At 58.9% G+C, this 23,954-nt stretch carries 23 protein-coding genes; 10 read left to right on the top strand and 13 right to left on the bottom strand.

The genetic code is table 11. The annotated features are described in order from the left end of the window. The first annotated feature begins 26 nt into the window (after window positions 1-26). Together JZX87_RS13305 and JZX87_RS13300 are read left to right on the top strand one after the other, a co-directional pair. The gene (locus JZX87_RS13305) at window positions 27-1,526 is read left to right on the top strand and encodes an amino acid permease (protein ID WP_206826046.1); all 1,500 of its coding nucleotides are present in this window, start codon (window positions 27-29) and stop codon (window positions 1,524-1,526) included. Between the two features lie 203 nt (window positions 1,527-1,729). Beyond that, complete coding sequence (locus tag JZX87_RS13300; protein WP_206826044.1) at window positions 1,730-2,446, top strand: AAA family ATPase; 717 nt, start codon at window positions 1,730-1,732, stop codon at window positions 2,444-2,446. Window positions 2,447-2,530: 84 nt separating this feature from the next. Here JZX87_RS13300 and JZX87_RS13295 read toward each other — a convergent pair whose 3' ends face one another. Continuing rightward, complete coding sequence (locus JZX87_RS13295; RefSeq protein ID WP_183821457.1) at window positions 2,531-3,952, bottom strand: L,D-transpeptidase; 1,422 nt, start codon at window positions 3,950-3,952, stop codon at window positions 2,531-2,533. A gap of 163 nt (window positions 3,953-4,115) precedes the next feature. Between JZX87_RS13295 and JZX87_RS13290 the strand changes: the two genes are divergently transcribed. From JZX87_RS13290 to JZX87_RS13275, 4 genes are all read left to right on the top strand, one after another. Beyond that, the gene (locus tag JZX87_RS13290) at window positions 4,116-4,955 is read left to right on the top strand and encodes a DUF4432 family protein (RefSeq protein WP_206826043.1); all 840 of its coding nucleotides are present in this window, start codon (window positions 4,116-4,118) and stop codon (window positions 4,953-4,955) included. A 72-nt stretch (window positions 4,956-5,027) separates the two neighbouring features. Next, window positions 5,028-5,366 (top strand): protein tyrosine phosphatase family protein, encoded by a 339-nt coding sequence (locus tag JZX87_RS13285; RefSeq protein ID WP_148147588.1) that lies wholly within the window; start codon window positions 5,028-5,030, stop codon window positions 5,364-5,366. Window positions 5,367-5,435: 69 nt separating this feature from the next. Further along, complete coding sequence (locus tag JZX87_RS13280; RefSeq protein WP_112457847.1) at window positions 5,436-5,777, top strand: RidA family protein; 342 nt, start codon at window positions 5,436-5,438, stop codon at window positions 5,775-5,777. A gap of 15 nt (window positions 5,778-5,792) precedes the next feature. Then, window positions 5,793-6,152: a hypothetical protein gene (locus JZX87_RS13275; RefSeq protein WP_206826042.1), complete on the top strand. Its 360-nt coding sequence runs from the start codon at window positions 5,793-5,795 to the stop codon at window positions 6,150-6,152. A 93-nt stretch (window positions 6,153-6,245) separates the two neighbouring features. On the opposite strand, the gene JZX87_RS31305 is transcribed toward JZX87_RS13275, so the two are convergent. The 5 genes from JZX87_RS31305 to JZX87_RS13255 all read right to left on the bottom strand — a co-directional run bounded on the left by JZX87_RS31305 (window position 6,246) and on the right by JZX87_RS13255 (window position 11,279). Then, on the bottom strand, window positions 6,246-6,368 hold the full coding sequence (locus JZX87_RS31305) for a hypothetical protein (RefSeq protein WP_280518259.1): 123 nt from the start codon (window positions 6,366-6,368) through the stop codon (window positions 6,246-6,248). Window positions 6,369-6,433: 65 nt separating this feature from the next. Next, a complete protein-coding gene (locus JZX87_RS13270) occupies window positions 6,434-8,107 on the bottom strand; it encodes a thiamine pyrophosphate-binding protein (RefSeq protein ID WP_206826041.1) in 1,674 nt (557 codons plus the stop codon). Beyond that, a complete protein-coding gene (gene caiB / locus JZX87_RS13265) occupies window positions 8,062-9,303 on the bottom strand; it encodes a succinate--glutarate CoA-transferase (protein ID WP_206826040.1) in 1,242 nt (413 codons plus the stop codon). Before caiB ends, JZX87_RS13270 begins: the two co-directional genes overlap by 46 nt. Window positions 9,304-9,305: 2 nt before the next feature. After that, window positions 9,306-10,253: a DMT family transporter gene (locus tag JZX87_RS13260; RefSeq protein ID WP_502711316.1), complete on the bottom strand. Its 948-nt coding sequence runs from the start codon at window positions 10,251-10,253 to the stop codon at window positions 9,306-9,308. A 72-nt stretch (window positions 10,254-10,325) separates the two neighbouring features. Then, window positions 10,326-11,279 (bottom strand): alpha/beta fold hydrolase, encoded by a 954-nt coding sequence (locus JZX87_RS13255; protein WP_206826038.1) that lies wholly within the window; start codon window positions 11,277-11,279, stop codon window positions 10,326-10,328. Between the two features lie 90 nt (window positions 11,280-11,369). Here JZX87_RS13255 and ettA point away from each other — a divergent pair, with 90 nt between their 5' ends. The 3 genes from ettA to metF all read left to right on the top strand — a co-directional run bounded on the left by ettA (window position 11,370) and on the right by metF (window position 15,044). Then, window positions 11,370-13,019: an energy-dependent translational throttle protein EttA gene (gene ettA, locus JZX87_RS13250; RefSeq protein WP_148147594.1), complete on the top strand. Its 1,650-nt coding sequence runs from the start codon at window positions 11,370-11,372 to the stop codon at window positions 13,017-13,019. Between the two features lie 131 nt (window positions 13,020-13,150). Then, a complete protein-coding gene (locus JZX87_RS13245) occupies window positions 13,151-14,146 on the top strand; it encodes an ArsR/SmtB family transcription factor (protein WP_148147595.1) in 996 nt (331 codons plus the stop codon). Window positions 14,147-14,153: 7 nt separating this feature from the next. Further along, window positions 14,154-15,044 carry a methylenetetrahydrofolate reductase [NAD(P)H] gene (gene metF / locus JZX87_RS13240; RefSeq protein ID WP_148147596.1) on the top strand — a complete coding sequence of 297 codons (891 nt, stop codon included), beginning with the start codon at window positions 14,154-14,156 and terminating at the stop codon, window positions 15,042-15,044. A gap of 423 nt (window positions 15,045-15,467) precedes the next feature. Here metF and JZX87_RS13235 read toward each other — a convergent pair whose 3' ends face one another. The 5 genes from JZX87_RS13235 to JZX87_RS13215 all read right to left on the bottom strand — a co-directional run bounded on the left by JZX87_RS13235 (window position 15,468) and on the right by JZX87_RS13215 (window position 20,673). After that, complete coding sequence (locus JZX87_RS13235; RefSeq protein ID WP_206826036.1) at window positions 15,468-16,382, bottom strand: DMT family transporter; 915 nt, start codon at window positions 16,380-16,382, stop codon at window positions 15,468-15,470. A gap of 95 nt (window positions 16,383-16,477) precedes the next feature. Beyond that, a complete protein-coding gene (locus JZX87_RS13230) occupies window positions 16,478-17,692 on the bottom strand; it encodes a lytic murein transglycosylase (RefSeq protein ID WP_206826034.1) in 1,215 nt (404 codons plus the stop codon). A gap of 163 nt (window positions 17,693-17,855) precedes the next feature. After that, on the bottom strand, window positions 17,856-18,638 hold the full coding sequence (locus JZX87_RS13225) for a glycoside hydrolase family 25 protein (protein ID WP_206826132.1): 783 nt from the start codon (window positions 18,636-18,638) through the stop codon (window positions 17,856-17,858). 131 nt (window positions 18,639-18,769) lie between these two features. Next, a complete protein-coding gene (locus JZX87_RS13220) occupies window positions 18,770-19,387 on the bottom strand; it encodes a class I SAM-dependent methyltransferase (protein WP_206826131.1) in 618 nt (205 codons plus the stop codon). Between the two features lie 35 nt (window positions 19,388-19,422). Further along, window positions 19,423-20,673: a BtaA family protein gene (locus tag JZX87_RS13215; RefSeq protein WP_206826033.1), complete on the bottom strand. Its 1,251-nt coding sequence runs from the start codon at window positions 20,671-20,673 to the stop codon at window positions 19,423-19,425. 165 nt (window positions 20,674-20,838) lie between these two features. Here JZX87_RS13215 and JZX87_RS13210 point away from each other — a divergent pair, with 165 nt between their 5' ends. Then, window positions 20,839-22,179 (top strand): serine hydrolase domain-containing protein, encoded by a 1,341-nt coding sequence (locus tag JZX87_RS13210; RefSeq protein ID WP_353654190.1) that lies wholly within the window; start codon window positions 20,839-20,841, stop codon window positions 22,177-22,179. 3 nt (window positions 22,180-22,182) lie between these two features. Here the strand turns inward: JZX87_RS13210 and JZX87_RS13205 are convergent, their stop codons facing one another. Further along, window positions 22,183-23,133: a lytic transglycosylase domain-containing protein gene (locus JZX87_RS13205; protein WP_286194586.1), complete on the bottom strand. Its 951-nt coding sequence runs from the start codon at window positions 23,131-23,133 to the stop codon at window positions 22,183-22,185. Between the two features lie 160 nt (window positions 23,134-23,293). Further along, window positions 23,294-23,929 (bottom strand): LysE family translocator, encoded by a 636-nt coding sequence (locus JZX87_RS13200; RefSeq protein ID WP_206826031.1) that lies wholly within the window; start codon window positions 23,927-23,929, stop codon window positions 23,294-23,296. Between the last annotated feature and the right edge of the window lie 25 nt (window positions 23,930-23,954).

The following is a 23,954-nucleotide window of genomic DNA, read 5'->3' as shown; positions in this document are numbered from 1 at the left end:
CCTTTGCTTTGAGCAGGAGAAGGGGAATGGAAAGTTCATCTGCTGGCGTCAGCTACAAGAAGGCTGATGCGTCCTATTTCGATAAGCGCGGCCTGTCGCGTTATGCCGGTGTCTGGTCGCTTTGGGCGCTCGGGGTCGGTGCCGTTATTTCCGGGCATTTCTCGGGCTGGAACTTCGGTTTTGCGACAGGCGGCTGGGGTGGTATGCTGGTGGCAGGCATGATCATCGCGGTCATGTATCTCGGCCTGACATTTTCGATCGCTGAAATGAGCCCGGCGCTGCCGCATACCGGGGCGGCCTACTCCTTTGCCCGCACTGCGATGGGGCCGTGGGGCGGGTTTCTAACCGGTCTTTGTGAAAACGTTGAATATGTGCTGACGCCGGCGGTCATCGTCACCTTCATCACGGCTTATGTGAACTCGATCCTTGGTCTCGATCCAGCCTATTCACCGCTTCTGTGGATATTGTTCTATGGCGTATTCTTGGCGCTGAATGTTTTCGGCCTGGAACTTTCGTTCAAGGTAACATTGGTTATCACGCTGATTTCTCTGGCTGTGCTGGTGTTCTTCTGGATTAGCGCCATTCCGAACATGGATTTCTCCCGTTGGGCGCTGAATATCGGTGTTGGACCGGATGGCTCGGCGATCGAATTGCCCGAAGGTAACGGCGACTGGTTCCCATTCGGTTTTTCGGGTGTTCTTGCGACGCTGCCCTTTGCCGTGTGGCTGTTTCTTGCCATCGAGCAACTGCCGCTTGCGGCGGAAGAGTCCGTCGATCCGAAGCGTGACATGCCCAAGGGGATCATTCTCGGCATTATTACCCTGATGGTCTCGGCTTTCATGATCGTGCTGCTCAATCCGTCATTGCCGGGTGTCGGGGCCTTCCATCTGGGTTCGGCGCTCGAGCCACTGCTTGATGGCTTCAAGGCCGTTTATGGTGACAGCGGTGTCGTCATCCTCGGGCTCGTGGCGCTGACCGGCCTGATCGCCAGCTTCCACACGATCCTCTACGCGCAAGGCCGGCAAATCTATTCGCTTTCGCGTGCCGGTTATTTCCCGACTGCGCTCTCAGTTACTCATCCAGTCTACAAAACGCCTTATGTTGCGATGATGGCCGGTGCTGCCGTTGGGCTTGCAGTCATGTTGGTCATCTGGTTCGCGCTCGGCGCGGAGCAGGGCGGGACGGTGATCGGCGCGGTGCTCCTGAACATGGCCGTTTTCGGAGCGATGTTCTCCTACATCATGCAGGCGATCTCCTTCATCATCCTGCGCAAGAAGTTGCCGAATATCGAGCGGCCGTTCCGCTCGCCGCTTGGCATCCCCGGTGCTGCTCTGACAATCGGGATTGCCGTCGTCACGCTGATCTATCAGGTCCAGGATCCGAATTTCTTCAAGGGTGTGGTCTGGGTCGTCGTGTGGTTCGCCGTGGCGATCGCCTATTTCGCCATCGTCGGTCGCCACCGGCTGATTCTCTCCCCAGAGGAAGAGTTTGCCATGGGGCACAAGGAGGCGGCGTCGCTCGCCTGATCAGGAAGGGCAAGAAAACGGGGCGATCGCTGTTTGGTGTCGCCCCGTTGATACCCGAATGCACCAGTTTACGGTGATACAGCCGTGCCAGGCTGCGAATTAACTGCTGATTAACCATCTTTGGAAAAGATGTAGCTGAGAAGGCCCCATGCTTCGGGGATGCCAGCAGAGCGATGCGGCTCGTCACCTCCAAGGAATGGAAAATGCCAGTCATATCTTTCGCCAATGCCAAGGGCGGAGCCGGCAAAACGACCGCAGCGCTGCTGCTGGCGACCGAGCTTGCCCATCAGGGATTTCGTATCACGATCATAGATGCCGATCCGCAGCGCTGGATCAGCCAGTGGCAGGAGACCTCCGGTGAGGTCCGCAATATCGAGGTGATCTCGGAGGTTACCGTTGCGTCACTTCACTGCCACTTGCGGGAAATGGCCTCCGCTACCGACTATTTCATCATCGACCTTGCAGGCGCGCGCGATGCGTTGGTGACAACGGCGCTCGGGCTTTCTGACCATGTGTTTATCCCGGTGCAGGGTTCGGCGATGGATGCCAAGGGGGCTGCGCAAATCCTCGACCTTCTGGCGATGATGAAGGAGAAGGGCAGGCTGGATATTGCGCATTCGGTCGTATTGACGCGAGTAACGTCGATGGTCACGACCAAGGCGCTGCTTGCCATCAAAGGCTTGCTGGCGGCCAAGGGTGTGAATGTGCTTACAACGCCGATCGGCGAGCGGACCGCTTTCAAGGAGTTGTTTGAGAGCGGCGGTACGCTTTACAGCATGGATCCGTCGAAGGTCAGCAATGTCGAAAAGGCGAAGGATAACGTTCGCGCCTATGCATCTGAAGTTCTGCGGCTGATGCCGACCAGAATGAGCCGCACTGCAGTCGCTCGGCTGATCGGACTCGGCCGGGGTGTCGCGTGATACATCTCCATATACTGTGAGATATGAATATGGCCGGCGAAAGCCGGCCATTGTCGTTCGGGACGTTTGTATGGCTCGGTCTGTTTATTCGACGAACTGCACTGTGGTTCCCGGCTTGACCATCTTGGCGAGTTCCGTCGCATCCCAATTGGTGAGGCGCACGCAGCCGTGGCTGTTGGTCTTGCCGATCTTCGACGGTTCCGGCGTGCCGTGAATGCCGTAAGTGGGCTTGGAAAGTGCAATCCAGACCGTACCGACCGGACCATTCGGACCCGGCGGGATCTGCAGGATCTGAGTGTTGTTGCCCTGGGTGAAGTTGATCTTCGGATTGTAGGTATATCCCGGATCAAGCGCGATACGCTGCACCGTATGGTCGCCTGATGGCGACGGCGTGTCCGAAGATCCGATAGTTGCCGGATAGGCGGCGATCAGATTGCCGTCGGCACCATAAGCGAAGACCTGCTTGCGCCCCTTGTCGGCGATGATGCGCGTCACCTGACCTGTCTTCGGCTGGCCAGGATTGATGACCTTGACGATCGTGCCCGGGATGGTGAAGTCGGCGTTCGGGTTGAGGGCCTTCAGATACCCTTCGTCCATATGAAACTGTTCAGCCAGCTTTTCCGTAACCGAGGTAAATGACATGGCTGGCAGCGCGGCCTTATGGGCGTAGTCTTCCGGAATGGCGGCGACGTATGGACCTGCAGCGTCCGATGCGGTGATCGTATAGTCGACGATCGGCAATCCACCCGAATAGGTGAGGCGCTGCATGATATCCTCGGAATTGTTCGGATCGAGCGTTTCGCCCGTCATTTCCTGCCAGGCTGCAATCGCCTTGTTGACGTTATCGCCAAGGTGGCCGTCGATAACGCCGGGCGAAATGCCTTCGCGGTCGAGAAAGACCTGCAGCGCCGCGATCTCGGCCTGCGGTTTTTTCGTGACCGTGATGACCGGCTTGTTCGGGTGCAGATTATCTGCCGGTGGCATGCTCTGGTTCGGCTCAAGCGATGCTTCTTCCGAATAGCCCTGATCTATGCCCGGCAATTCCTGCTGCTCGAGCGGCATGCGGGTGACTGAGCCGCCGATGGAGCCGGTTACCGATCCCGGCTCTTCCGGGCGATATTGACGATAATCCTGGTATCCGCCCTGATTGTCGTAACGCGAGGTATTGGCTCCTGCCTGACGGCGGTTGTCATAACCTCGCGGTGCAGGCGGATACTCCTCATAACGCTGCCGATTGCCACCCTGACGCATTTCCGTGGCGATGATATTGCCGTAACGGTCGAGATAGACCCGCCGGCCTGCGCCGTCGCGACTGAGATACATGTCCCGCTGGTTGGGCATGTAGTCGAGGATCGCGCCATCTGGTGCGACCAGAACGGGTCTGTCGGAATATTGCGCGTAACGCGACTGCGCTGCTGCAGGAACGACCGAGATCGCCAGAGCCGCAAGGCTGATGCTGAAAAGGACGGAGCGCTTCACGTTCTCACCGATTATACTGTTGCACATTCATGTAATCGGGAATGTGGGTGCTTGGTTCCCGTTTGCTATGTGCATTGACTGACAAGCTAATTTTGACGCTTGTATGGAAAAATCCCAGTTTGCAATGAATGAATCATTAAATTCCGCTCACCTTGGGTAAACGCGTTGTGAGCATCAGGAGGAAATGTGGATGAAAACCTTTACGGCGGCCCTCGGACCGAAGCTTGAGCTCGACGAGAGCTCTGTTCTGGATATCGGAAAATGCTTTGTTCACGACACTGATATCGCTCCCGGCCGTGCGATCCCCGACGATGGTGATTCGCGTATCGACCATTCGCTGGAAGGATTTCTGTTTACGTGCGGGCCGGACCATATCCGCCATCCGGAAGCGATTGCCGGCGACGCGGATGGCCGGAAATATCCGCTGCATGGTTCCTATTCTTCCCACCCGGCCGAGATTCTGTTCTGGGATATGCAGGGGGAGGAGGCCGAATGTCGTGCCCGTGTGGCCGTTAAAACGGCGGATGGCGGCGAGGCGCTGCTCGAACGTCATTGGAGGATCGATGGCGCAACCGGCGAGGTCTGCCTGCAGGACAAGGTGACCAATACCGGAACCAGGCCGATGGCGCGAGTGCATATGTACCACATGAATATCGGCGCATGGCTGTTCGATGATGGCGTGCACCTGACCGGCGCCATGCTGGATGGCGGCCAGATGCGCTGGGATTTCGGACCTGAACCGGGCAGTGTGTTTTGCGTGCCGGCAAGCCGTGAGGGCGATGAGTGGGCGGAAGTGGCGCTTGGCCCTATCGCGTCGCTTGGCGGCTCGACATTGAAGGTGCGCTTCAAGACCGACGGCCTGCCTTATCTGCAGGTGTGGAGAAACCAGAAGTCTCCGGCGCATGTGCTTGGAATTGAACCGGTATCGCATCGAATGGCGAGTCGCGAGGAACTGGCCAAGACAGGCGAGTTGCAATGGCTTCAGCCCGGCGAGAGCGCAGACTATGCGCTGCGCTTCGCCTTCGTCTGAGATGCGACTATGTGCCGTTGACGCTCGTCAAGCCACCGCGTAATGCTGGCGCCACAAAAATGGAGGTTGCCCATGGATATCCGCCAGATCAACGACGAGTATTCCGTCTCCGGTCAGATCACCGTTGAGGAACTGGACGAGGTAAAGGCGCTCGGCTTCAAGTCTCTCGTCTGCAATCGTCCTGACGAGGAAGAGCCCGGTCAGCCGCATTATGCGGAAATCGAAGCTCGCGCGAAGGAACTCGGCCTCGAAATCCGTCACATTCCGGTCGGCCGCATGGGCCTGACACCGGAGGGCGTGACCGAGATGGCCGATGCGCTGGAAGATTTTCAAAAGCCGATGCTCGGCTTTTGCCGGTCCGGCGCGCGCTCGACCGCCATCTACGAACAGGCCCAGCGTTTCAAGGGCTGACCCGTTTTTCGCGCGCGGTGTGACCTTCACTCCGTGCTTTTTCCAAGCTCAGCATTCAGGAGCATTTCCATGAGCATCAAGCGCATCGAGCCCGGCGCCCGCATGAGCGGCGCGGTCGTACACGGCAACACCGTCTATCTCGCCGGCCAGGTTGGCGAAGGCGAAACCGTTACCGACCAGTGCAAGGACGCGCTGGCTGAAGTCGATCGCCTGCTGGCCGCGAGCGGCTCCGACAAGTCCAAGATCCTGCAGACGATCATCTATCTCTCCGACATGTCGACCTTCGGCGAAATGAATGCCGTCTGGGAAGCCTGGATTGATCCGGCCAACCCGCCGGCCCGCGCCACGAGCGAAGCTGCTCTGGCCGCTCCGAAGTACAAGGTCGAGTTCATCGTAACCGCCGCAATCTGATAAAGAGCGCCACGGATGCTGAAAGTACCTCTGCTTACGATTTGCATCGCCAGTAGCCTGCTGGCATCCGTGGCGCACTCTCAAACTCTGCCTTCCGTGCCCCAGGGTTCGGAACTGGATGTTGCCGCTCAAGCCATGATTTATGCGCGGGCTTGCGATATTCGCTACAAGCGTCCGTCGATGGTGTGGGATTCGAAGTCGCTGTTTCTGAAATATGCACGAGGGACGTCATCCAATCCGCAGGCGGAAACGGAGAAAGCCTTCAAGGCTGCCCAGCGAACGGCAACGCGGGCCTATGCATTGTCCGACAAGCAGATCACTGTGGAATTTTGTGCGCGGTTGTCCGCAATCTTCAAGCGCGAACTCGGCCTCTGATTGCCGACCGCTCGGTGATCGAGCAAGTTCTCTTTATCCCAGAAGATGTAAAAAGGGGCCGGAAGATCCAGCCCCTTTTCGTGTATCTGTTAATCATGCTTCGCCCGGCGTCATGCCGAAAAGATAAAAGGCTGCAAGAGCGATTGCGATGAGGAAGATGACGGCCACGAAGGTCGACATGCCTCCCAGTGCTTTTCGTTTTGTTTCATTTGCCATGCCGCATCAACGACATGAACAGACTTTGGTTCCTGACTTTTTGAGCAAATGCTCAAATCTGGGCCTTAGGCTTTGTTGCGAATCTGAGTCAGTGTTTTCGCTGGCGTAATTGCTTCCGGATCGAGCCGGACCTCGATGATTGCCGCTTTGCCGCTTTCACGGGCGCGCAGATAGGCCGGTCCGAAATCCTCGGTTTTTTCGACCAGTTCGCCATGGCCGCCGAAGGCTTTGGCGTAGGCGACGAAATCCGGATTGACCAAATCTGTGCCGCTGACGCGACCCGGATATTCCCGCTCCTGGTGCATACGGATGGTGCCGTAGATGCCGTTGTTGACCAGTACGGTGATGATCGGCAGTCCATAGCGGACGGCGGTGATGAACTCCTGCCCATGCATCATGAAGCAGCCATCACCGGCAAAGCAGACGACTTCGCGCTCGGGAAACAGCTGTTTGGCGGCGACCGCTGCCGGTAGGCCATAGCCCATGGAGCCGGAGGTCGGAGCGGACTGGGTGTTGTATTTCTGGAAGCGATGGAAGCGGTGCAGCCAGGTGGCATAGTTTCCTGCGCCATTTGTGAAGATCGCATCGTCGGGGACGTTATCTTCAATCCAGGACATGATCGGCCCCATATGGACCTCGCCGGGACCGGTCTCCGGCGGCGTCGACCATTTGAGATAGGCGTCGTGCATGGTCGACTTTCGCTCGGCCCAAAGCGGCAGGGCCGGAGGTTCGAGGTCGTTGATCGCCGAGACAAATTCTGCCGGGCCGGCGCAGATCGCAAGGTCCGGGCGATACATGCGGCCAATCTCTTCCGGATCAGGGAAGACATGGACGAGTTTTTGGCTCGGGTAGGGGATGTCGATCAGCGTGTAGCTGGATGACGGCATTTCCGACATGCGGCTGCCGATCAGGATCAGAAGGTCGCTGTCCTTGACCTCCTTGGCCAGGGACGGATTGATGCCGATGCCGACGTCGCCCGCATAGGAGGGATGAAGGTGGTCGAACAGCATCTGGCGGCGGAAGGAGCATCCGACCGGCAGCTTGAAGCGGCTGGCGAATTCCTGGAAATCCGCTACTGCCTGCTCATTCCAGCGCGTACCGCCGAGGATGACCATCGGGCGCTGGGATGCTTTCAACAGTTTCTCGAACTCGTCGATCTGCTGTTTTCCGGGATGGCTTTCGACGCGCGTATAGGCGCGAGCCTGCGGTGCCTCGACCTCTTCGACCAGCATGTCTTCCGGCAGCGTCAGCACCACCGGGCCGGGGCGGCCGGACGTCGCGACGGAAAAAGCGCGGGTGACGAATTCCGGAATGCGGCGGGCATCATCGATCTCGCCGACCCATTTGGCGAATTCGGTGAAGGCACGGCGATATTCGACTTCCTGAAAGGCTTCGCGCTCCTTCATATCGCGGCCGATCTGGCCGACGAAGAGGATCATCGGGATCGAATCCTGCTTGGCGACATGCAGGCCGGCAGAGGCGTTGGTGGCGCCGGGGCCTCTCGTCACCATGCAGATGCCCGGTTCGCCCGAAAGCCTGCCCCAAGTGTCGGCCATCATTGCTGCGCCGCCTTCCTGGCGGCAGACGAGGACGTCGATACCGCTCTCATAAAGCGCATCGAGCACGGCGAGGTAGCTTTCGCCTGGCACACAGGAAACCCGTTTGACGCCGTTCGCCTTCAGCGCCTCGACGATCAGCTGGCCGCCGGTCCTTTTTGTGGTTTCCCCGGTTCTTTCCATCGATTGCTCTCCTCCTCGATTGCATTCAGTTCTGCCAGAATTTCATCCGTATGCTCGCCAACCTTGGGGCTCGGACGGTGATAGGCAAGCGGTGTCTCGGACAGCACGATTGGGCTCCTAACGCCCGGAATGATCGTGCCATCGGCCGCTTCAAGATCGATGCGCAGACCGCGTGCCTTGACCTGCGGGTCCTCGAACATTTCTCCGATCGAATTGATCGGACCGACCGGCACGGCATTTTCTCCGCAGGCGGCCAGAAGATCGGCCTTGGTCCATTTCGTCGTCTCGGCGGTAAGCAGGCTGCGAACCTCGATACGGTGAGCGACGCGGGCCTTGTTGGTTGCGTAGCGCTCGGCATCTGCCACGCGCTCGATGCCGAGAATGCGGCAGAAGCGGCGGAACTGGCCGTCATTGCCGACAGCAAGGATGATGTGGCCGTCGTGGACCGGGATTACCTCGTAGGGCGATATGTTCGGGTGGGCATTGCCGAGTTTCACGGGCGAGATGCCGGAAATCAGGTAGTTCATGTTCTGGTTGGCGAGAACCGAGGACATGACGTCGAGCAAGGCCATGTCGACCTGCTGGCCTTCCCCGGTTTTCATCGCATGGATCAGCGCGCCCTGAATGGCGGTGACCGCGTAGATGCCGGTGAAAATGTCGGCGATCGCCACGCCAGCCTTCATCGGCTGGCCTTCCGGTTCGCCGGTGATCGACATGAAGCCCGACATGCCCTGGACGATGTAATCGTAGCCGGCGAGGCTGGCATAGGGGCCGTCCTGTCCGAAGCCGGTAATCGAGCAGTAGACGAGTTTCGGATTGACCTTCTTCAGGCTCTCGTAATCAAGGCCGTATTTCTTCAGTCCGCCGAGCTTGAAGTTTTCGATCAGGACATCGGACTGCGCGGCGAGGCGGCGGATGATCGCCTGTCCTTCTTCCGTCTTCAGGTCTACGGCGATCGAGCGCTTGCCGCGATTGGTGGAATGGTAATAGGCGGCTGACAGGTTTTCGCCATCGGCGCTTTCGACGAACGGAGGTCCCCAGGCGCGGGTATCGTCGCCGCCTTCCGGGTTTTCGACCTTGATGACGTCCGCCCCCATATCCGCCAGCATCTGGCCTGCCCAGGGGCCGGCAAGGACGCGGGCGAGTTCGAGGACGCGGATGCCGGCAAGCGGCGGCTTTTTGGAGGCGATGTCCATGGTCAGGGGGTTACCGATGTCGTTTCGCTTGTGGTGACGGGTCTGATCGAGGCGACGCGGCGTTCGCGCCAGATGATGTAGAGGCCGGAGCCGATGATGATCGAGATACCGAGCCATTTGATCGGATCCGGAAAATCACCGAAGACCAGCCAGCCGAAAAGTGTGGCAGAGACAATCTCGAAATACTGGATCGGGGCGAGCACGGAGGCGGGGGCGGCCCGATAGGCGTATACGCTCAGCAGACCCGAAAGGGCGGCGAAAACGCCAACGCCAGCCATCCACATGAAGGTGGTGATGCCGGGCAGCGAGGGTGCAAGGAAGCCGATATCGGCAGCGTCTCCGACGAAAAGCAGGACGGCGCAGATCGGGATACCCCAGAGCGCCATCTGGAACTGCATCGCGAAGGGTTCCTCCCGATGCGCCAATGCACGTGTCATCATGGCAAAGATGGCGACGCAGAAGGCGGTGACGACCGGCAGGAGTGCGACATAACCAATCTCCTGAAAGCTCGGGCGAATGACGATCATTGCGCCTATGAACCCGACGCCACAGGCGGTGTAACGGCGCCAACCCACGGTTTCCTTCAGGAAGATGCTCGACAGGATGGTGAGAATGATAGGCTCGACAAAGAAGATCGCGATCGCGTCTGCGACCGGCATGACTGCCAGCGTGGCGACGAAGCAGACCATGGATATGGTGATCACTCCGGCTCGGATCGCGTGATAAAAACTCATGCGCCAGGAAAAGGAGCGCCACGACCCTGCCCAGAGCACGAATGGTAGCATGCACAGGCCTTGAAAGACGAAGCGGGCCGCGGTGATCATGGTCGGGGAGGCGGTGATGGTCGCAAGCTTGGAAAACACGTCGATCAGCGGCGCGACCAACATGGCCAGGATCATCAGGCCGAGGCCGGTGGTGATGCTGGCGGTGTGCGCTATTGGGCGTGACATGGCAGGTGATGCACTCATGATTTCGATATAATGGACTGCGACATTCTGCGCACATGAAGAAAAGTCATGAACTCATTCCGCAGCTGTTCTGATTGGCTGGATTATACGGGTAGCCCAATCGGCAAATTCGGCCTTGGCTTGGGTGCGCATCGTGTCGTTGAGAGTTTCGTGGCGGGCATTGGGCCAGAAGCGCGTCATGACATTATTGAAGCCGTGTTTGCGCAGGTGACCTGAAAGCCAAAGGATGGCCCGGCCTTTATCTGTTGCGGGATCCTCTCCGCCGCCGAGCAGATGAATGGGCAGGTCTTTTGGCAGCCGATCGACGAGTTTCGGGGCGCGGAAGGTCATCTCGAAAAGATCGAGCCAGAGCGAGACGCTGGCGTCGAAACCGCAGAGCGGATCGGCGACATAGGCGTGGACTTCCGCCGGATCGTGGCTCAGCCAGTCGAAGGCGGTGCGGTGGCCGGGGATACTTTCACCCCATGCGCCGAAGGTGAGGCGAGGGAGCATGCCGCTCGGCGTGTCCGACCCTTTGAACGCACGTTCTGCAAGTAGAAGCCCTTGAGCAGCGCGGCCGGCCATGCCCGGATTGAAGTTGGAATTCCAGATGGCGATACCGGCGAAATCGCGAGGGTGATCGACTGCGGCGTTGAGCGCGATCAGGCCACCCATCGAGTGGCCGAACAGGATGACGGGCAGGTCGGGGTGATCGGTGAGGGCTCGAGTACGCACGGCCATCAGGTCGTCAATGACGAGGCGTATGCCGTCTTTCGATGCGAAACGACCGATCGGTGCGTCAGGCACAACCGTCCTGCCATGACCGCGATGGTCCCAAGCGTAAACGTGAAAACCGTTCCGTGCCATCGCCTCGGCAAAGGGATGATAGCGTGTCGAATGCTCCGCCAAACCATGGGAGATCATCAGGATGCCTTTTGTTTCACCTTGGGCCGTGGCATGGCGATAGGCGATCCCGGCACCCGTCGGGCTGGGGAAAGTGTGCGTTTCCCACCCAAAATCCAAGCTCATTTCAAAACCTCCCCCGCTCTTCGCATTGCCCCGAGGCGCGTCTTCGCCTACATAGCGGCAAAACCTCTTTCCCCCGGAGCTTAATTATCGATGGCACGTCAGTTCATCTATCACATGTCGGGACTGAACAAGTCCTATGGCGCCAAGAAGATCCTTGAGAACGTCAACCTGTCCTTCTATCCCGACGCCAAGATCGGTATTCTCGGCCCGAACGGTGCCGGTAAGTCGACGGTTCTGCGCATCATTGCCGGTCAGGACAAGGAATATACCGGTGAAGCCTGGCTCGCCGAAGGTGCGACCGTCGGTTACCTGGAGCAGGAGCCGAAGCTCGATCCTAACAAGACCGCGTTCGAAAACGTCATGGAAGGCGTGGCCGACAAGCAGGCCGTGCTGGACCGCTACAACGAACTGATGATGAACTATTCTGACGAGACGGCGGACGAGGGTGCCAAGCTCCAGGACATCATCGACAGCCAGAACCTCTGGGACCTCGAACAGCAAGTCGAGATGGCGATGGAAGCGCTGCGCTGCCCGCCGAAGGACGCCGCCGTCGACAACCTGTCGGGTGGTGAACGCCGCCGTATCGCGCTCTGCCGCCTTTTGCTGTCGCAGCCGGACCTGCTGCTGCTCGACGAACCGACCAACCATCTCGACGCCGAAACGATCGCATGGCTTGAAAAGCACCTGCGTGACTATCCGGGCGCCGTGATGATGATTACCCACGACCGCTACTTCCTCGACAACGTCACGGGCTGGATTCTCGAACTCGACCGCGGCCGTGGCATTCCGTACGAAGGCAACTATTCAGCCTACCTGACCGCCAAGGCCAAGCGCATGCAGCAGGAAGCTCGCGAAGAGGCTGGTCGCCAGAAGGCGTTGTCGCGCGAACAGGAATGGATCGCATCCAGCCCGAAGGCTCGTCAGGCCAAGTCGAAGGCCCGTATCAAGTCTTACGAACAGCTGGTCGATGCGGCTGAAAACATTCGGCCGACCGATGCGCAGATCATCATTCCGGTCTCCGAACGCCTCGGCAACGTGGTCATTGAACTGGAAGGCATCAAGAAGGGCTTTGACGGCCGCACTCTGATCAACGACCTGTCGCTGAAGCTGCCGCCGGGCGGTATCGTCGGCATTATCGGTCCGAACGGCGCCGGCAAGTCGACGCTGTTCAAGATGATCACAGGCCAGGAAACGCCGGACGAGGGCTCGATTCGCATCGGTGAGACCGTGCATCTCGGTTATGTCGACCAGAGCCGCGATGCTCTCGACGGCAACAAGACCGTGTGGGAAGAAATTTCCGGTGGTGCGGAAGTCATCAAGCTCGGCAAGTTCGACATGAACTCCCGCGCCTATTGCGGCGCGTTCAACTTCAAGGGTGGCGACCAGCAGCAGAAGGTCGGCAATCTTTCGGGTGGTCAGCGTAACCGTGTGCACCTCGCCAAGATGCTGAAGGCCGGCGGCAACGTTCTCCTCCTCGACGAACCGACCAACGACCTCGATACGGAAACGCTCGGCGCTCTCGAAAGTGCGCTGGAAGCCTTTGCCGGTTGCGCCATCATCATCAGCCACGATCGCATGTTCCTCGACCGTCTGGCCACGCATATCCTTGCCTTCGAAGGTGACGGTCATGTCGAGTGGTTCGAAGGCAACTTCGAAGACTACGAACAGGACAAGGTTCGCCGACTTGGTCCGGATGCGCTGAACCCGGGCAGCCAGGCCTACAAGCGCCTGACGCGCTAAGGCGCTTCACTCACTCCCGTGAATTCAAAGGGCGGCTTTGCCGCCCTTTTTGCAAACGCCAGACGGCGGCTTGCATCCTCTCTGCATTCGATATAAAGATATCTTTATATCTTGATTGCCGGGAAACGCGTATGTCGCTAGCACTCGATACTTTGGTTGACGTTTTGAAGACGGTCGGGGAGCCGACACGCTTCCGGCTGCTCGCTTTGTTGGCAAAGGGCGACCTGACGGTAACCGACCTGACCGAAATTCTCGGGCAGTCGCAACCGCGTATCTCCCGCCACTTGAAGCTTCTCAACGAAGACGCGTTGATCGACCGGTATCAGGAAGGAGCCTGGGCTTACTTCCGCCTGACTCAGGACGGCCCGGCTGCTGCGCTGGTCAAGACTTTGCTTGCCGCTTCGGCCAATGATGACCCTGTTCTGGTTCGCGATGGCGAACGGCTTTCTGCCGTCAAGCATCAACGGGCTGAACGTGCCCAGGCCTATTTCAGCCGCAACGCTTCTGAATGGGATGAACTTCGCCGTCTCCATGCAAGCGATTCGGCTGTCGAGCAGGCGCTTTTACGGCTGGTCGGTCCTTCCCCTATCGATTCCCTGCTCGATCTTGGAACGGGCACGGGGTGGATACTGAAACTGCTTGCTCCGCATTACCGCCGTGCGATTGGCGTCGATGCAAGCCGCGATATGTTGGCGGTCGCGCGCGCCAATCTGGACAAGGCCGGCATCTTGAAAGCGTCCGTGCGTCATGCGGATATTCTCAACCTATCGCTTGATGGACAGGATTTCGACCTCGTCACGATTCACCAGGTACTGCATTTCCTCGACCAGCCTGAACTTGCGATCGCAGAGGCAGCCCGTATCCTGCGGCCGGGTGGCAGGCTGCTGATCGTTGACCTTGCACCACACAAGCTTGAACATTTGCGCGAAGAGCATGCCCATGTACGCCTTGGCTTCTCACATGAGGCTATTGGCGACTGGTTGGAAAAGACCGGGCTCGATATCGAAAAAGCCATCGATATTGCGCCGGAACAAGATGACGGTCTCACTGTCACGATATGGCTGGCAAAGGATCGCCGTCTCCTGATGGCCGATGCTGAGCCAGCGGAAGCAATTTCGGTATTTTAGGAAGAATATGATGAACGAGACCACGACACGCCCGCGATTCGATATTTCTTTCGAATTCTTCCCGCCGAAATCCGAGGAGATGGAGGCGCAGTTGTTCGAGACCGTCGATCGTCTGGCGCTCTTTCAGCCGGAATTCGTCACCGTGACCTATGGGGCAGGTGGCTCCACAAAAGAGCCTACGCTCTCAGCTGTCACCGGGATCATCGACAAGACCAACCTGGCGACTGCCGCACACCTGACCTGCGTTGATGCTTCCAAGGATGAAGTACGCTCGGTCGTCGAGGAATATCGCGCTGCAGGAGTGCGCAGGATCGTTGCGCTCAGAGGTGATCCGACCGCTGGCATCGGTACAACCTATCTGCCGCATGCAGACGGCTTTCAGCGGACGGCGGATCTGGTGCAGGCGTTGGCGGAATACGGCGATTTCGACATTTCCGTTTCAGCCTATCCGGAAAAGCATCCCGAAAGCCGCAATATGGCTGCGGATATCTCGGTCTTGAAGCAGAAGGCCGATGCCGGCGCTCACCGTGCGCTCACCCAATTCTTCTTCGATAATGAGGTCTTCTTCCGCTACATGGATGAGGTTGCTGCAGCCGGTGTTACCATTCCGGTCATTCCCGGCATCATGCCCATCCAGAACCTGACGCAGCTCAAGCGCTTTTCGAAACGCTGCGGCGCGACCATTCCCGGTTTTCTCGATGAGCGGTTCGAGGGGCTGGACGACAACCCGGATGATCGGGCCAAGGTCGCCGCCGAAGTCGCCGCCGAACAGATCGAAGAACTCGGCCGCAATGGTTTCAACCACATTCATCTCTACACGATGAACCGTTCGCCGCTCGTTTCCGCTGTGCTGGATAATATCGGCTACAAGCCGGGAATGCGTAAGGCTGCGGCTTGACCGAAGGCTGTCTTAAATGAAAGGCGCATGTTCCTGGGAACATGCGCCTTTCGAAATTCAGGTCCATATCAAACGTTCATGGATGCAAGATACGACCGGTAGTCTTTTGGCCTAGATGAAGAGCATCGAGGCTATGAATGCGAATGCAGCACCGACTACCAGGAGATTGAGGGGGTATGTACGTCCCATGTCTGCCTCCTTGCGTTGACGGTCCGATTTTATGTCGGTTCCGTGTCAAATGGAAAGCGGAATTTTGTGCTGCAACGCAGTGACCAAGCCGCGTTAGGATTTTGTTGTCAATATATCTTGTTGATAATAAACGAAATAATGGAAATTAACGAAGCTTTCCCATGCGTTAAATTCATCTATTTGTCTGTTAATGACCGTTATTTTCCGTGAGTGAAAAGGCTCTTTTGCACTGCTTCAAACAGTCTTTTTGCGCATGCGAAGGATTCGTCCGTCGAGCAGAACGAGGCCGAAACCGATGACGGCCATTCCAGCCAAGTCGGTCATCGCGAGGCGTTCTCCGAGGAAGATGGCTCCCAGCAGAATAGCGCTCGGCGGCACCAGCAGAGTGACAAGCGAGGTATTGGTTGCCCCCGCGATCGAGAGGATCCTGAAGAAGAGCAGGTAGCCAAGTGCGGTCGAAAGAAGAGCCAGCGCGATGATGGCCGCGATCGCGTGCGTGGAGGGTGTCGCCAGCGTCCAGGGCTGGTCGGCAATCAGCGAGACCGGCAGCATGATGAGGCTGGAGGCGGTCAACTGGCCGGCGGCTGTCACAGGGGCTGGAATGCCGCGAAAACGCTTGCCGTAGGTTCCGGCTAGGCCATAGGAGATCGCCGCCATGACTGGAAGGATGAGTGCCCAGAGCGGGGCGGCGCTGGCTGTCATCGCACTCGGGCCGATCAGGATGCAGGTGCCGGCAAGGCCTGCGGCGCAGCCGGCAAGCTTGGCGCCGGTCAGCTTTTCGTCCGAGGTCCACTGATTGGCAATGATCACCGTCCAGATCGGCGTGGTGGCGTTGAGGATGGAGGCGAGTCCCGCGCCGATCTCGGTCTGGCCGAAGAAGATCAGCGTGTGGGGCAGGGCGTTGTTGATCAAGCCGAGGACAAGGAACGAGCGCCAGTGCTGTTTCAGGATTGAATAAGTGCCGAAGCGTCCATGCAAATAGATGTGCAGCGCGAGAGCAGCGATGCCGAGGCGCAGCAGAACCAGCGTGAAGGGCGGCACTTCATGGACCGCGATGCGGGCAAAGAAGAAGGAACCACCCCAGAGAAGACCGAGAAGGAAGAGCAGGGCCCAGGCGAGTAGGGTCAATCGAGGTGTCGCTGATGTCATCCGGATGCTCTTCTCCCGCTGATTGAGATGCAGAAGATAAAACGGGCGGCGATCAGATCGCCACCCGTTTCGTGTCATGGGGTCAATTTCCTACCTTAAAGCGCCTGAAGCAGCGCCTCCGTCGGCCAGCCATCGGCAGGCATGCCGAGGCGCGCCTGTTCCTTCTGGACAGCCTGGCGCGTGCCGGAGCCGAGAATGCCATCGATCTTGCCGACATCGTGGCCGTGAGCATCAAGCTTGGTCTGCAGCTGCTTCATGGCCTCTACATCGAGGCCCTGTTCCGGAGTTGTCTTCTGGTAGGGCGGTGCGCCGGTCAGACGAGTGGCGAAATAGGCGGCGGAGGTCGTGTAGATGAACGACTGGTTCCACTGCAGGTAGATGCCGAAATTCGGGTAAGTAAGGAAGGCCGGTCCCTTGCGGCCCTGGGGCAGTATGAGAGCTGCCGGCAGGTTGCCGAATTTCGTGTCACCATCACGCGGGGTGACACCGTAGGAGAACCACTCGCTGGCCGGGATTTCGTTGCCGAGGCCGGATTTCTCGAAGGGCAGATTCTCCGGCAACGTTACTTCCTGGATCCAGGGCTCGCCCTTCTTCCATCCCATGCTCTGGATGAATTTCGCGGCCGTCAGAACCGCATCCGGTGCGCTGCCCTTAACGTCGATATGGCCGCTGTTGTCGCCATCGACGCCTTGAGCGATGATGTCTTCCGGCAGCATCTGGACCTGGCCGATTTCGCCGGCCCATGCACCGGTATTGGTCGACGGGTTGAGGTCGCCGTGCTGCACCATCTCGATCAGGGCGATCAGCTGCGGGCGGAAGAGTTCCGGGCGGCGGCAGTCATGGGAGAGCGTGACGAGCGCGTTGCGGGTGTTGAAATCGCCCTGGACGGCGCCGAAATCGGTTTCCATCGCCCAGAAGGCGGTGATCACGCCTGCGGGCACGCCGAACTCGTTTTCCGCACGTGAGAAAACATCGGCGAGCTGCTTGAGTTTCTGGCGGCCGATATCGAGGCGAGCCTGGCTGACCGTGCGCTGAGAAAACTCAAGAAAAGTCTGACGGAAAACGCCCTGGGCGCGGTCACGGCTCAGAACCTTCTGGTCGATCTGCGCGCCAGCGAGGGCTTCGTCCACCGCCGAGGCCGGAATGCCCTTGGAGATTGCTTCCTGCTTCACGCCCGCGAGAAACGCGGTCAGGTCGCCACCGCAGGCAGGGGCGGGTGACGTGGAAGGCGTCTGGGCGAATGCGGGGACGGTCAGCCCTCCGGCAATAAGGGCTGCAAGAACAAAGCTACGGCTGTCGAGAAATGACATAGGGCGATCCTGGCGATCTGTGGCGTGTACGGGGATGATCAATGTAGAAATATGTGCCGCACGTACCCGTGAGCGCGGCGGCAGCCGGCTATTTAGCGCAGTCGCATTCACATTGCCAGTGATAGGTATGGAGACAGCGCTACGATCTCACCGCGGCTGACAGTCAGTCGTTTGCAGCGGCGACCCAGGTGTTCCAGTTTCTTGCGCTGCCGGAAAAGACGTTGATGTCCGTTTCACCCCTTATGCCCGGTACGACGCCGGTGGCGGTATATTGCCAGAACGACCATTTGCGGCCGGTATAGATTTCGCCTGGATGCGCTGCCACCGAGCGGACCCAGAAGTGATAGTCGTTGAATGCGCCGACGAGGTTGTCGCGGTGGAAATCGACCGATGTGTAGATGATCGGCTTGCGGCCATAATGGGCTTCGATGCGGGCCATGAAGCGCCGCATCACGTCACGCACCGTTGCTGCATCCGGCCTCAGCTTGCAGGTCGGCGAGGCGGGGTTCCATTCCATGTCCAGAACCGGCGGAAGCATGTTGGCTTCCTTTGGTACATTGGCAATGAACCAGTCGGCCTGATCTTCGGGCGTCGAGCAGAAATAGTAGAAATGATAGGCGGAATGCGGGATGCCGGCGCGTGCAGCACCTTGCCAATGGGTTCTGAAGGCCGGATCGATGCGGTCCTTGCCTTCGGTTCCCTTGATGAAGACGAAGGCGACGTCGGATTTCCTGACTGTCTGCCAGTCGATGTCCGTGCCGTTCCATTTCGACAGGTCGATGCCGTGGACTTCGTGCCGACCGGGGTGATTGCGGCCGAAATTCTGCGGGTCATTGTCCTTAAACTTCGTGCCGCTGATCGAGGCCGTGTCCATGAGGTCGCTGGTGGACGTGCAGGAACTGGCCAGTACGGAGGTCAGAAGAAGGGCGAGAAGCGTGCGCGGCATAAGGAATCCGGTCTGAGCTGCAGCTAAGCCGCTATCGGCCGGAATCAGGCCGCGCGGCATTCGAGAGTTCCGTTTACCATAGTGCCGCCGGGATTGGGTAAGGTGAAATGATAGGCCGGATAACGAGTGCGTCAGCCTCGCTTGCGGACCACTGCATGCCAGGCATATCCGCGCCCGATATCCTCGAAAGTCATGTCGGCATTGGCTCCGTCGAGCCTGATCTGCAGGACTTCGCGAAGATTGGCCCGCGGGGTGACGTGGAAACGGCGCAGCCAGGCTTGAAGCATGGTGCGGAACCAGCGGGGAAGGCGCTCCTGCTGGCCGAAATCGACGATGTGCAAAGAGCCGTTCGGATTGAGGGCAGCCAGTGCGGCGGAGATCGCATCCTCCCAGGCCGGGATCATTGAGACAGCGTAGGAAATCATGATGCGGTCGAAGCCGCTCACACCGAAGTCCTCCGGACGGAAGGTCGTGGCGTCGGCGACGATCAAAGTCGGCTGTTGTGTGCCGCCGGCCAGATTGGCGCGTGCGGTCTGCAGCATCTCGGCGGATATATCGAGGCCATAGAGCTTCGCTGTCGGGTAATGGAGGCGGGTCAGGACGAGATTGCGGCCGGTGCCGCAGCCGACTTCCAGAATGCTTGTCCCGTCGGTCGCGTTCAGGCCTGCGATCGTTCTGTCCCGGCCGAAAAGGTAATATTTCCGCGTGAGGTCGTAGATGTGCCGCTGGTAGCGGTACATGCGGTCCATGTGGGCGGCGTGAGTTTCCGTCGTTGCGCCGGCGCTCACTGGCCGGCCTTCACGTAGATGTGGAAGCCGCCATAGATGGCGGAGCGGTCCTGCAGGTTCAGTTCGGCGGAGCGTTCGCCAAGATAGGTCCATTCCTGCCTAAGCGTATTGGAGATGCGGCCTTCGATAACGCTCTTTTCGGCGGCAGTGCGGAAGATGACGCGGGCGCCCGGTGCTGCGGTGCGATTGATCTCGCTCCAGAGCGCGTTCAACTGGTCGTCGGTCATCCAGTCCTGGGCATCGAGCAGCACGAACCGATCGACCGAGCCGGCCGGCTTGCGCGCCAAAAGGACGGTGACGCTTTCATGATGGACGGTAACGCGGTCGGTATTCTGCCGGATCGCCTTGTAGTTTTCCGAACGCAAATAATCGGGCAGGTTGCCTTCTTCGGGGCGCGGATAACGGCGTGCGAAGGCCTGCCAGGCGAAATAATTGTCATTCATCGGGAAGTGGCAGGCGAGCTTTTCCAGCCGCTCGCGCAAGACCGGTGCAATCGAGCCGTTCGGTGCGAGGCTCGCGAGCTCGTCATATTGCTGGGGCGGGATGCCGAGGCCGAAGAGCGAGCTTTTGCGGCTGGTGATGAAGCGGATCAGCGGGCGGTCGAAGAGCGGTGCAATGTTGGCGTCGAAGAACTGGCGCTGTTCGCGCAGCGAGCGTGCCTCTGCAAATTCCTTCAGATCGACGCCATGGAGACGGGCGATTACGTGGCCAATGGCGATGAAGCGGCCAAGCAGGCCGGTGCGATAGATGTTTCTGTTGAACACCTCGACGCGCCGACGACCGGTCAGTGAGCGCTTCTGCCAATAGGCTCGCGTCTGTTCGTCCAAGTTGCGGGCGATATGGGTATCAAACGCCGAACTGTTGGACTTCAGGCCGTCCATTCCGAGGTAGCGGACAACGTCGGCATGCGCCGGCAGATGTTTGAAGGCTGCAAGCTTCAGTCGGTTGAGAGCGATGTGGTGACGATTAAGGTCGATAACGTCGATGCTCTTCGGCGAGCGGGACAGATAGGCCAGCATGTTGCAGCCGCCAGAGCCGATGGTGACGATCGAATGCCCTTCCGACAGTTCCATCGCGTCCATGTCGACCGCCGGGTCTTCCCAGATCTGAGGGTATACGAGACCGGAGAAGAGCAGGCCGAACAGGCGCTCGGAAAGGCCGTGCGGCGACAGGGCCTTGTGCTGGAGGAGGGCGTCCTTGAGCTTGCGGTTGCGCTGCAAGCCACGTTCTTCGACGATATCTGCCATGACCAAATCCTGCCTCATCATGAGTTTCGAGGCGTTTAGCCGCTTCGTGCAACAGCTTCGTGACGCGCATTGTGACTTGCTTCATCGTGAACGCGTTACGCAACAATGAGCCTTCCCCTCGGTCGCGGATTTTGCTTGCATGCCGCAGACAGAATGGAGGCGCTGGTGCTGAAGGTAATTTTTCGTCGTCTTGCGGTGTTCCTGCTCATCGTGGCGATCGGCATCGGCCTGTGGATCTATTTCATCCCGCCCAATCTGCTGCGCGTCGGCAGCGGCTATGCGGCGAAGATCGTGTGCTCCAACGTCTTCATTGCGGGTCGTGATTCCGATGTGATTCTGGAGCAGGATGTTCAGGCGCCGGGCCATCCGCTCTTGCGGTTGATGGGCATTGCAGTCGACCGTGACGGTAAACGCGTCAATGCTGCCCTGCTGGGATCGATTGCGCCGAGTGAGGCAGTTTACCGCCAGGGAACGGGATGCACCGTCGGGGCGGTTGGAAGTGTTCAGTCGGCGGGCAATGCCACTAGGCCAGTTCCAGAGAGTGATCCCGAGGCGCTGTGGCCTGAAGGAGATAAAGCCGATTCGGAAGAAACGCTTGTCTCAATACTTTCAGACACTGCTTTAACCGGGCCGGGCATGCGTGCGGTGGTGATCGTCAGTCATGGCAAAATCGTTGCCGAAACCTATGGCGAAGGTTTTTCGAAAGATATGCCGCTTCTCGGTTGGTCGATGACCAAGAGCGTGAATGCCGCGATCATCGGGCGACTGATGAAGGAAGGGCGCTTGTCGCTCGACGAGAAGAACCTGCTTCCGGAGTGGAGGGATGATCGGCGCGCATTGATCCGTGTTTCCGATCTCATGGGTATGGAGAGCGGACTGGCTTTCAACGAGAATTACGGCACGGTGGCCGATGTCACGCGCATGCTGTTTCTTGAGCCGGACATGGCGCGTTTCGTCGAAAGCCTGCCGCTCGAAGACGAGATCGGCTCCCGCTTCACCTATTCATCCGGGACGTCCGTGCTGCTTTCCAGGATCTGGATGGATCGCATCGGCAATCGTGATGAGGCGCTCGCCTATCCCTCGCGGGCGATCTTCGCGCCGTTGGGCATGACGTCGGCGATCATGGAGACCGATGCGGCGGGCACGTTTGTCGGCAGTTCGTACATGTATGCGACTGCCCGCGATTGGGCACGGTTCGGGCTGTTTCTGGCGCGCGACGGTGTGTGGGAGGGCGCGCGCCTGTTGCCGGAAGGCTTCGTGGCGCAGATGCATGAGGCCAACAGAAGTTCGGGCGGCCGCTATTCGAAAATGCAGACGTGGCTGCCGAAGCCTGGGGCCGGTCTGCCATCGGATGCATTCGTCATCAGCGGGCATGACGGGCAAAATGTATTTGTCATTCCGTCACTGGATCTGGTGATCGTGAGGCTGGGCCTGACGCCGAGATCGCAGGGCTACGATGCGAGTGTGCTGGCATCGGAAGTGGTGAAACGGGTAAACGCCGATTAGCCGTTATTTCTGCAGGACGTGGAGCATGTCCTTGCGCTTGGCATCGTAATAATAGCCGCGCGCATAAAGCCGGATTGCGTTGTCGTTCTGGTTGTCGGCGACGAGCCAAGCGCCGCGGAGATATTTGATCGCGTATTTCAAGTTGGTTTCGGCATCGAGAAGGCCTTCTGGTGGTCCCTCGTAACCCATCGATTTGGCCGTCGAATACTTGATCTGCATGAGGCCCCAATAACCGTTCTTGTGATAGGCCTTGGGGTCATATTTGCTTTCGCGGTGCACGACGCGGTGCACCAGCGATTCCGGTACACCATACAGGCCGGCATAACGGTGGATAAGCTTTTTCAAGTTCGAAGGGGCGTCCGTCGCGGTTTCCGGCATCGGCTCGCCGGGAGCCGGTGGGAACTCCATCCGGTTGTCGATCGCCGAAACTGCGGCGACTGCTTTCGGCTGCGCTGCGTAAGCAAGCGTAGTCGTCGGCACCTGCGGGCGCGGGATCGGAATGACCGATTGCAGCGCGACCATGTCCGGCGTCAGTTCTGGTTCGTCAAGCGCGATGGCCTGAGCTGCTGCCGGTTGGATCTGTCCCGACTGGACTGCCGGAGCGAGCGGAGGGGAAACAAGGCGGGCACCCTTGGCGGTGCTATGCGCTACTGGCTGAGCAGAGGCAACGACGACAGGCATCGATGCGGCAGTCGAGCTCGTTTGCATGGCAACGAACGGCGCCATGGTCGGAGATGACATGGCTGCGGTCTGAACGTTGGCTGCGTCCGACACAGTCGGTACGGGAACCGGGAGGCGACTTGTCTTGACGAGCGTAACTGTGCTGTCAGGACCTCCTTCTGCGATCGCCGAAGATGCATCGGCAGTCTGCTGAACGGATTGGTCCTGCGTCTCGTTCGACGCCACGTTGCTGCTGTGGTCAACGCTGGAACATGCAGCCAATGCGGAAGACATGGCAATAACCACGGCTGCCTTACGGCCCACAAATCGCATCATTGCCATCGGGTCGCTTTCATTAAAAATCGTTGCCCAGAACGTTAACAAGACCAGTGAAACTCGACCTCAATTAACTCATTCGAAAGAGATCGACAAGCCACCAGCCGGTCGCAGATGATCATGCGGCGATGCGCCGATATCCGGCAGTGACCGCACGACGGGCTATGAAGCGCGTTCCGGGCTTGTAGGGGGCCTTGCTGCGGGCCTTGGAAACGCGGCGTTTCCGAGTGAAACTGGCGGGAAGTGTGGCATGGGCAAGCGCCCCTATCATCGCCGAAACGGCCAGTGCAGAAATCATGTTTATATACTGTTCCTGTGGCGCGCGGGCGGGATCAAAAAACTGGACGGCAATTGCTGCCGTGAGCGCAAAGTAACGCGTGCTCCTGAACGTTGTCAGAACGAAATAACCGAATATGCGCATGGGACGCGTTTCGGGAAGGTTGTCGTTGTCGGCAGTCCCATAGCGGAGCCGAGGATCCTGGTAGGCGTAGAGGACATGCAGCATCAGGTAGGACAGCCCTATCCATGAAAGAGCGCCGATTGCTGCTGGCCAAAGGAAAGTGATCAGAAAAACGCCGGCGACGACCAAAACGCCTCCAAGAACAAAGGATAGAACGAAGGCCGGGATCGTCACGAATGCGCTTGTTCTTCCCCATGAAGCGGAGAACGCTGCAGTGAGCGATGCAATGGGATGCGGCATAAGAAGGATAGCAACCGTCGTTGCCGCAAAAGCGAGCCATGTTTCTATGGTCATCATCACCCTCCCGGATGCCACAGCA

It is taken from the genome of Agrobacterium sp. Ap1 (assembly GCF_017313375.1).
Taxonomy (GTDB): Bacteria; Pseudomonadota; Alphaproteobacteria; order Rhizobiales; family Rhizobiaceae; genus Neorhizobium; species Neorhizobium cellulosilyticum.
Note: the sequence above shows the minus strand (reverse complement) of the source record. Positions and strands in the feature narration are given on the sequence as shown.